This window comes from Corallococcus sp. 4LFB (genome assembly GCF_046520365.1).
GTDB lineage: Bacteria > Myxococcota > Myxococcia > Myxococcales > Myxococcaceae > Corallococcus > Corallococcus caeni.
On the sequence record NZ_JBKGHJ010000345.1, the window covers coordinates 1 to 9,607 of the forward strand.

The 9,607-nt window shown below is 72.9% G+C and carries 1 protein-coding gene and 1 pseudogene; both read right to left on the reverse strand.

All coding sequences use genetic code 11. The features are described 5' to 3' along the window. Positions 1–4,639: amino acid adenylation domain-containing protein (locus ACLEQD_RS29545; RefSeq protein ID WP_410388618.1), on the reverse strand; the 4,639-nt coding region annotated here is incomplete at its 3' end. A gap of 116 nt (positions 4,640–4,755) precedes the next feature. Continuing rightward, a pseudogene (locus ACLEQD_RS29550) lies at positions 4,756–9,585 on the reverse strand (amino acid adenylation domain-containing protein); the annotation flags it as partial. Positions 9,586–9,607 lie beyond the last annotated feature (22 nt).

Genomic DNA, 9,607 nt, shown 5'->3' on the forward strand with positions numbered 1-9,607 from the left:
CCACCGTCCCCGCGTCGAACAGGTCCGTGTTGTACTCAATCGACCCGGAGAACCCTTCCGGCGTGTCCGACAGCGACAGCGTCAGCTCGAACTTCGTCGTCTGCGCCTCCACGCGCAGCGTGCGCAGCGCCACGTCCGGCAGCACCAGCTCCGACACCGGCGCGTTCTGCAGGCTGAACATCACCTGGAACAGCGGCGAGTGGCTTAGCGTGCGCACCGGCTGGAGCAGGTCCACCAGCTTCTCGAAGGGCACGTCCTGGTGCGCGTACGCGCCCAGCGCCTGCTCCCGCACGTGCGCGAGCACCTGGCGGAAGGTCATCCCCGCATTCACCTTCGCGCGCAGCACGAGCGTGTTGATGAAGAAGCCGATGAGGCCTTCCAGCTCCGCGCGGTTGCGGCCCGCGATGGGCGTGCCCACGCTGATGTCGTCCTGGCCGGTGTAGCGCGCCAGCAGCACCTGCCACGCCGCCAGCAGCGTCATGAAGGGCGTGGCGCCCTCCTTCTGGCCCAGCGCCTTCAGCGCCTCCGACACGGCGCGCGGCAGCTGCACGAAGTGCTTCGCGCCCCGCGAGCTCTGGATGGCCGGACGCGGCCGGTCCGTGGGCAGCGCGATGACGTCCGGCGCGCCCTCCAGCTGCTGCTTCCACCAGTCGAGCTGCGCCTTCAGCGTCTCGCCCTGGAGCCACTCGCGCTGCCACGCGGCGTAGTCCGGGTACTGGAGCTCCAGCGGCGGCAGCGGTGACGGGCGCCCGTGGAGGTAGGCGTCGTAGAGCGACGCCAGCTCGCGGATGACCACGCCCATGGACCAGCCGTCGGAGATGACGTGGTGCATGGTCACCAGCAGCACGTGCTCCTCGTCGCCCGTGCGCACCAGCGACGCGCGCACCAGCGGCCCCCGGCCCAGGTGGAAGGGCCGCAGCGACTCCTCGCGCACCCGGCGCGACAGCTCGTCCTGGCGTTCGGGGACGGCCACGCCGCGCAGGTCCGCGACCTCCAGCGTCACCGGCGACGGCGGCGCGATGACCTGGACGGGCGTGCCCTCCACGGTGCGGAAGGTCGTGCGCAGGGATTCGTGGCGCTCCTGGAGCGCGGTGAACGCCTGCTCCAGCGCCTCCAGCTTCAGCTCGCCCTTCAGCTCGATGGCCAGGGGGATGTTGTAGAGCGCGCTGTCCGGCTCCAGCTGATCCAGGAACCACAGGCGTTGCTGGGCGAAGGACAGCGGCAACGGCGAGCCGTCACGCGGACGGCGAGCGATGGCCGGTGCACGCGCGGGACGAGCCCCCTGTTGCTGCTGCTGGCGCAGCTGCTTGAGCAGCAGGGCGCGCTTCTCGGGGGACAGGGCTGCGATGCGCTTGTCGGCGTCACTGCTCATTGCTGGAGACCTTCTTGGTGTCCTGGGGGAGGACGTCGTCGGAGGGCACTTCGTCGGAGGAGAGGAGCGCTTCCGCCTCTTCGGCGGACAGGTGCTCCAGCTCCCCATGAGTCGTTCGAGTTCCGCGGGGTCCGCTTGCGCGGCCTGGGCCTGCACGATGTGGACGGCGAGGTTCTCCACCGTGGGGGACTCGAAGATGTCCCTCAGCGGCAGCTCCACGTCGAACGTCGTGCGGATGCGGGAGATGAGCTGGGTGCCCAACAGCGAGTGGCCTCCCAGCTCGAAGAAATCGTCGTGGACGCCGACCTGCTTCACGCCGAGCAGCTCCGACCAGATGTCGGCCAGCTGCTGCTCCAGCTCGTCGCGCGGCGCCACGTAGCCCTTCTCCAGCTCGGGCCGCTGGGTGTCCGGCACCGGCAGCGACTGCCGGTCCAGCTTGCCGTTGGGCGTGAGCGGCAGCGCCTGCAGTGACACGAAGGCGGCGGGCACCATGTACTCCGGCAGCCGGGCGAGCAGCGCGTCCTTGAGGGCGCGCAGGTCCAGGACCTGCCCCTCGCGGGGCACCACGTAGGCCACGAGCCGGGGGTTGCCGGGCACGTCCTCGCGCAGGAGGACGACCGTGGACTCCACGGCGGGGTGGTCCGCGATGGCCGCCTCCACCTCGCCCAGCTCGATGCGGTAGCCGCGCAGCTTGAGCTGGTGGTCGATGCGGCCCAGGAACTCCAGCTCGCCGGACGGCAGGTAGCGCACCAGGTCGCCCGTGGCGTAGAGCCGCCCGCCGGCCTCGGGGCCGAAGGCGTCCGGCACGAAGCGCTCGGCGGTGAGGTCGGAGCGGTGGAGGTAGCCCCGCGCCAGGCCCACGCCGCCCACGTGCAGCTGGCCGGGCACGCACACGGGCACCGGCTGTCCCTGGTCGTCCAGCACGTACACCCGCACGTTCGGCAGCGGCGTGCCGATGGTGGGCCGCGCCGGATCCACGTTCGCGCGCACCGTGGCGCAGACCGTGACTTCGGTGGGACCGTACGCGTTGAGGAAGCGGCGGCCCGGCGACCAGCGGCGCACCAGCTCCGCGGAGCAGGCCTCGCCCGCGGCGGCCACGGACGTGAGCAGCGGCAGCCCTTCCGGCTCCAGCTGCGCCAGCACCGACGGCGTCAGCGTCACGGTGGTGATGCCGCTGGAGGCGATGAGGCCGTGCAGCGGCGCTCCCGGCAGCAGCGCTTCCCGCGGCGCGAGGTGCAGCGCCGCGCCGCCCAGCAGCGCGGAGAACGTCTCCCACACCGACGCGTCGAAGCCAAAGGCCGCGAACTGGAGGACGCGGCTGGAGGGCGTGATGCCCAGCGCCGCGATGGCCGCCGTGGCCGTGTTGCAGAGGCCCCGGTGGTGCAGCAGCGTGCCCTTGGGGCGGCCGGTGGAGCCCGACGTGTAGATGACGTAGGCCAGGTGCTCCGGCTCCAGCTTCACCGGCGGCTTCGTCACCGGGTGCTTCGCGATGCGGGCCGCGTCCGAGTCCAGGCACACCAACAACTCGCCCTGGACCGGCAATTCATCCGCCAGCGCGTCCTGCGTGACGATGACCGGCACCGCCGCGTCCGCCAGCATGTAGGCCAGGCGGTCGCTCGGGTAGGTGGGGTCCAGCGGCAGGTAGGCCGCGCCCGCCTTCAGGATGCCCAGGATGCCCACGGCCATGTCGAGCGAGCGCTCCACGCACAGGCCCACGCGCGACTCCAGGCCCACGCCGCTCTGCTTCAGGTGCCACGCGAGCTGATTGGCCTTCGCGTCCAGCTGCGCGTACGTCAGCGACGTGTCGCCGTACACCGCCGCCAGCGCGTCCGGGGTGCGCGCGGCCTGCGCCTCGAACAGCGCCGTGGCGGTGGGGCCCGGCAGCACTTCCGTGCGCGTGTCGTTCCAGGCGTCGAGCAGCGTGTGGCGCTCGGCGTCGGTGAGCAGGGACAGCGAGGACAGGCGGCGCGAGGCCTCTCGGCTCAGGCCCTCCAGCGCCTGCTCGAAGTGCTTCGCCATGCGGGCCACGGTGTCCCCGTCGAAGAGGTCCGTGGCGTACTCCCAGACGCAGGCCAGCCCCTGGGGCGTCTCCTGCACCGCGACGGTGAGGTCCAGCTTGGCGCGGGTGGCCTCCTGGCCCACCGGGCTCAGCTCCAGGCCGGGCAGCTCCAGCCGCGACACGGGCGCGTTCTGGAGCACCAGCTTCACCTGGAACAGGGGCGCCTGGCCCAGGCTGCGCTTGGGGTTCAGCTCCTTGACCAGCTCCTCGAAGGGCAGGTCCTGGTGCGCGTACGCGGAGAGCGCCGTCTCACGCGCGCGGGACAGCAGCTCGCGCACGGTGGGGTCTCCGCCCAGGTCGCCGCGAAGGACGAGCTGGTTCACGAAGAAGCCGATGAGGCCTTCGGTCTCCGCGCGGTTGCGGTTGGCGATGTCCGTGCCCACCACGATGTCCGTGCGGCGCGTGTAGCGCGACAGCACCACCTGGAAGCCCGCGAGCAGCGCCATGAAGAGCGTGACGCCCTCGCGGCGGCACAGGGCCTGGAGGCGGGTCATCACCTCCGGTGGCACCAGCACCTGGAGCTGTTCGCCCTTGTGCGACTGCACGGTGGGACGGGGCCTGTCCGTGGGCAGGTCCACCGTCTGCGGCGCGCCGTCCAGCTGGCGCTTCCACCACGCGAGCTGCTGGGCCAGCGCGCCCTGCTCCAGCCACTGGCGCTGCCAGGCCGCGTAGTCCGCGTACTGGAGCGGCAGCTCCGGCAGCGGCGACGGCTTGCCGGTGCGGAAGGCTTCGTAGAGGGCCACCAGCTCGCGCACGAGCACGCTCATGGACCAGCCGTCGGAGACGATGTGGTGCATCGTCAGGAGCAGCAGGTGCTGCCGCTCCGCGAGCTGGAGCAGCGTCACGCGCAGGAGCGGTCCCCGGGCGAGGTCGAAGGGACGCCTCGCCTCCTCCTGGGCCTGGCGCAGCGCCTCCTCCTCACGGGCCAGCTCGGGCAGGCCGCGCAGGTCCTGACGGGACACCGGGGACTCCGGCACCGGCAGGATGACGTGGAGCGGCCGGCCCTCCTGGGCGCGGAACACGGTGCGCAGGGCTTCGTGGCGGCGGAAGAGCTCCGCGAACGCCCGCTCCAGCGCGGTCACGTCCAGCAGGCCTTGCAGCCGGAGCGCGGCGGGCACGTTGTGGAACGCGCCCTGGGGTTCCAGCTGATCCAGGAACCACAGGCGCTGCTGCGCGAAGGACAGCGGCAGCGCCTCCGTGCGCGGCACCGGGACGAGCGGCGGGACGCGAGGGCCTTCGGTGTTCCGGGCCTTCGCCTCCAGCAGCCGCGGCAGGAGCGTGGCGACGGTCGGTGCCTCGAAGAGGTCACGCAGGGCAGCTCCGCCCCGAAGACGTCGCGGGCACGCGACACCGCCTGCGTGGCCCGGAGCGAGTGGCCTCCCAGCGCGAAGAAGTCGTCGTGGACGCCGACGCGCTCCACGCCCAGCACCTGTGCGAAGAGGCCGGCGAGCAGCTCCTCCTCCGGCGTGCGCGGCGCCACGAAGCGGGACTCGCTCCCCGTGGCCTCCGGCGCGGGCAGGGCCTTGCGGTCCACCTTGCCCGTGACGGCCACGGGCAGCGTGTCGAGGACGACGAAGGCGACGGGGACCAGGTAGTCCGGCAGCGTCTTGCGCAGCGCGGTCTTGAGGGAAGCGGCGTCCAGCGAGGCACCGGCCCTGGGCACCACGTAGCCCACGAGGCGCCGGTCGCCCGGCACGTCCTCACGGGCGAGCACCACGCCCGCGGCGACGTCCGGCAGCGCGGTCAGCACGGCCTCGATTTCGCCCAGCTCGATGCGGAAGCCGCGCACCTTCACCTGCTGGTCGCGGCGGCCCAGGTACTCCAGCACGCCGTCCGCGCGGCGGCGCACGGTGTCGCCGGTGCGGTACAGGCGCGCGCCCGGCTCGGGGCTGAACGGATCCGGCACGAAGCGCTCGGCCGTGAGGTCCGGCCGGCCCAGGTAGCCCCGGCCCACGCCGTCGCCTCCGACGTGGAGCTCACCCACGGCGCCCACCGGGGAGAGTCGGCCCGCCGCGTCCAGCACGTACAGGCGGGTGTTGGCGATGGGGTGGCCAATGGGCACGGGGCCCGTGCGCGGCTCGTCCTCGCGGACCTCGTGGATGCAGCAGCCCACCACCGTCTCGGTGGGGCCGTACTCGTTGATGAGCCGCGTGCCCGGCGCGTACCGCCGCCAGTGCTCCAGCGCCTCGTAGCCCAGCGCCTCGCCGCCGATGACGAAGGCCCGCGCGCGGCCGGAGGCGCCCTGCTCCGCGAGCTGGGCCTCCAGCAGCCGCAGGTGCGCGGGCGTGAGCTTCACGAGGCTGTGGTCCGCCTGCTTGCGCAGGGCCTCACCCAGCCCCTCCACGGCGCCCACGGCCTCGTCCACCAGCACGGCGGGACGGCCCGCCGCGAGCGGTGCCAGCAGGCTGGTCACGGTGAGGTCGAAGGAGAACGACGAGTGCACCGGAGCGCCCTGCCCGTCCGCCACGCGGTACGCGTCCAGCGCCCAGGTGAGGTAGTTGACGACGCCCCCGTGCGTGACCATCACGCCCTTGGGACGGCCCGTGCTGCCGGACGTGTAGATGACGTAGGCCAGCGCCTCCGGGCGCGTCTCCACCGCCGGACGCGTGGCCGGCAGCGCGGCGAGCACGTCCTCCAGCGCGTCCATCCGGATGACCTGGGCCTGCACGCCGGGCAGGCGCGCCTCCAGGTGCCGGTGCGTCAGCAGCGCCGTGAGGTCCGCGTCGCGGGCCATGAAGCCCAGGCGAGACTCGGGGTAGGTCGGATCCAGGGGCACGTAGGCGCCCCCGGCCTTGAGCACCGCGAGGAGCGCGACGACGAGGTCCGGGCCGCGCTCCAGGCAGATGCCCACGCGCGACTCCAGGCCCACGCCCAGCGCGCGCAGGTGATGCGCCAGCCGGTTCGCTCGCGCGTCCAGCGCTCCGGCCGTCAGGGTGCCGGTGTTCCAGCGCAGCGCCTCCGCGTCGGGCGCCCGGGCGGCGCGGGCCTCGAAGAGCTGCTGCACCGCGAGCGTGCGGGGGTACTCCGCGCGCGTCGCGTTCCAGGTGTCCTTCAGCGCGTGCGTCTCCTCCACGGAGAGGAGGCTCACGTCGGCGACGCGCTTCCGGGCAACCCATCCCTCCAGGGCCCGGCGCCACTGGCCCAGCAGGGCCCTGGCGGTGGCGTCGTCGAAGCGCGGCGTCTCGTGCGCGAGCTTGAGCAGCAGCTCACGGCCCGGCGCGGCCACGGCGGTGAGCGGGTAGTTCGTCCGCTCGAACGCGTGGAAGTCGCGCACGTCCAGGCGCTTCGCGCCGGTCTCCACCGTGCTGTCGACGGGGTAGTTCTCGAAGACGAGGAGCGTCTCGAAGAGGGGCGTCCCCCGGGGGACTTCGCTCCAGCCCTGCACCTGCACGAGCGGGCTGTGCTCGTGGTGGCGCAGCTCCACCTGCTGCGACTGGAGCTGCTGGAGCCACGGCACCGCCGCCGCGTGCTCGTCCAGGCGGACGCGCACGGGCAGCGTGTTGATGAACATGCCCAGCATCGAATCGACGCCCGGCAGCTCCGACGGCCGTCCCGCGACGGTCGCGCCGAAGACGACGTCGGAGGTGTCCGCGTGCCGCGCGAGCACCAGCGCCCAGGCGGCCTGCACCAGGGTGTTGAGCGTGAGCTGGTGGCGGCGCGCGAAGGTCTGGAGCGCGTCGGTGGTGTCGGCCGGCAGGAGCACCGACTGCTCCGACAGCCCACCCGTGGCGAACGCACGCGAGGCTCCGCCCGCTGGCAGCGGCGTGGCGGCGGAGAAGCCCGCCAGGGCGTCGCGCCAGAAGGCCTCCGTGCGCTGGAGGTCCTGGCGCTGGAGCCACGCGATGTACTCGCGGTAGGCGGGGCCCTTTTCGAGCGCCGGGGCCTTGCCCTGCGCCAGCGCGGCGTAGCGGGTGAACACGGCCTTGCGCAGCAGCGCCGAGCTCCAGCCGTCCGTCAGCAGGTGATGGAAGCTCCACACCAGCCGCCAGGCCTGCTCCTCCGTGCGGATCAGCGCCAGCCGCATCAACGGCGCGTGCGCCAGCTCGAAGCCGCGCGCCCGGTCCTCCGCGAGGAACGTCTCCAGCCGGGCCTGCTGCTCCGGAGCGGAGAGCCCGCGCCAGTCCAGCTCCGACCAGGGCAGCGTCACCCGGGCGTGCACCGCCTGGAGCGGCGCCTCCAGGCCCTGCCAGAAGAACGATGTGCGCAGCACCGGGTGGTGCGCGATGACGTCCTCCCAGGCCTGCTTGAGCGCGCCCAGGTCCAGCGCGGAGTGGAAGCTCCAGGAGCGCTGCTCGAAGTACGCACCCGACGCGGGCTCCAGCAGCGTGTGGAAGAGCATGCCCTGCTGCATGGGCGACAGCGGGTAGAGGTCCTCCAGGCCGGGGACGGCCGCCAGCACGCGCTCCAGCGCGGACGCCTCCACGCGAGCGAGCGGGAAGTCCGTGGGCGTGCGGCGGGCGGCATCCTCCGAAGCACGGCCCGCGATGAGCGTGCGCAGCGCGGCCACGAAGTCGCGAGCCAGCGCCTCGATGGTGGCCTGGGTGTGCAGGTGTTCGCTGTAGCTCCAGCTCAACTGGAGCTGGCCGTCGAGCACCAGCCCGCTGACGTCCAGCACGTGGCGGCGCGGAGCGCGGAGGCTGCGCACGGGGCCGCTGCCCTCGCGGGCGATCCGGAAGGCGGTGTCACCCGTGCCGGACGCGACGCCGTCGAACTGGCCCAGGTAGTTGAAGGACACCTGGGCGGGAGGCGCGGCGCGCAGGGCTTCCACCGTCTCGGGGTCGCCCAGGTAGCGCAGGAGGCCGTAGCCCACGCCATTGCCCGGGAGGCGCCGCAGGGTGTCTCGGACCGCGCGCAGGCCGTCACCGGCGCTGCCCGACGCGGGCACCTCCAGCACCACGGGATACACGGCGGTGAACCACCCCACCGTGCGGGACAGGTCCACGTCCGCGAACAGCTCCTCGCGTCCGTGGCCTTCCAGGTTGACGCGCACCCGGTGCTGACCCGTCCACCGCGCCATCGACGAGGCCAGCGCGGCGAGCAGCACGTCGTTGATCTGCGCGCGGTACGCGGCGGGCACCTCCTGCAGGAGCAGCCGCGTCTCCTCCACGTCGAGCGACAGCGAAACGCTCCGGGTCGAGGCCACGGTGTTCTCGCCACCGGCCCGGTCCACGGGCAGCGGCACGACGTTCCGGGTGGCATCCCGCCAGAAGGCGAGCTCGGCCCGCGCTTCGGGAGTCCGCGCATGGGCCTCCAGCCTGCGGGCCCACGTCTGGAACGAAGTGGTCTTCGCGGGCAGCCGGACCGGCTGGCCCGAGGCGAGCTGCTGGTACGCCGTCTCCAGGTCCTCCAGCATCACGCGCCAGGACACGCCGTCCACCGCGAGGTGATGCACGGCCAGCAGCAGGCGCGCGGTCTGGCCTTCGCCGCGCTCAATCAGCATCGCGCGCAGCAGCAGTCCTTCGTCCAGGACGAAGCTCGCCTGGAGCCGGGCCGCCGCGTCCTGGATGGCCTGGGCCTTCGCGGCGTCGTCCAGCGTGGAGACCTCCAGCCGCCGCAGGGTCAGCGGCTGCTCCAGGCCCGCGTTCTCCTGCGACCAGCCAGCGGCGTCATGCGTGAAGCGCAGCCGCAGCGCATCGTGGTGCGCCACGAGGTGGCGCAGCGCCTGCTCCAGCACCGCCGCGTCCACCGGGCGGCGGGCTTCGATCATCAGCGACTGGTTGAGGTGGTGCGGATCAACGACGTCTTCCTCGAAGAGCCGGCGCTGGATGGGCGTGAGCGGGACGGCCCCGAGCACCTCACCCTGCTCCGCCACCACGAGCGACGCCGAGGTGGCGACGGTCGCCAGCGCGGCGATGGTCGGGTGCTGGAAGAGCTGCCGGGTCGTGATGCGCAGCCCGGCCCGCGCGGCGCGCGCGACGATCTGGAGGCTGATGATGGAGTCGCCGCCCAGCTCGAAGAAGTTGGCGTGGATGCCCACGCGCTCCTGCCGCAGCACCTGGGCCCAGATGCGCTCCAGGGTCTGCTCCGTGGGCGTGCGCGGGGCGACGAAGTCCTGCGCGTCCGTCGCTTCGGGCCTGGGCAGGGCCTTGCGGTCCACCTTGCCGTTGGCGTTGAGCGGCATCGCCTCCAGCACCACGAAGGCCGACGGCACCATGTACTCCGGCAGCCGTCCCTTC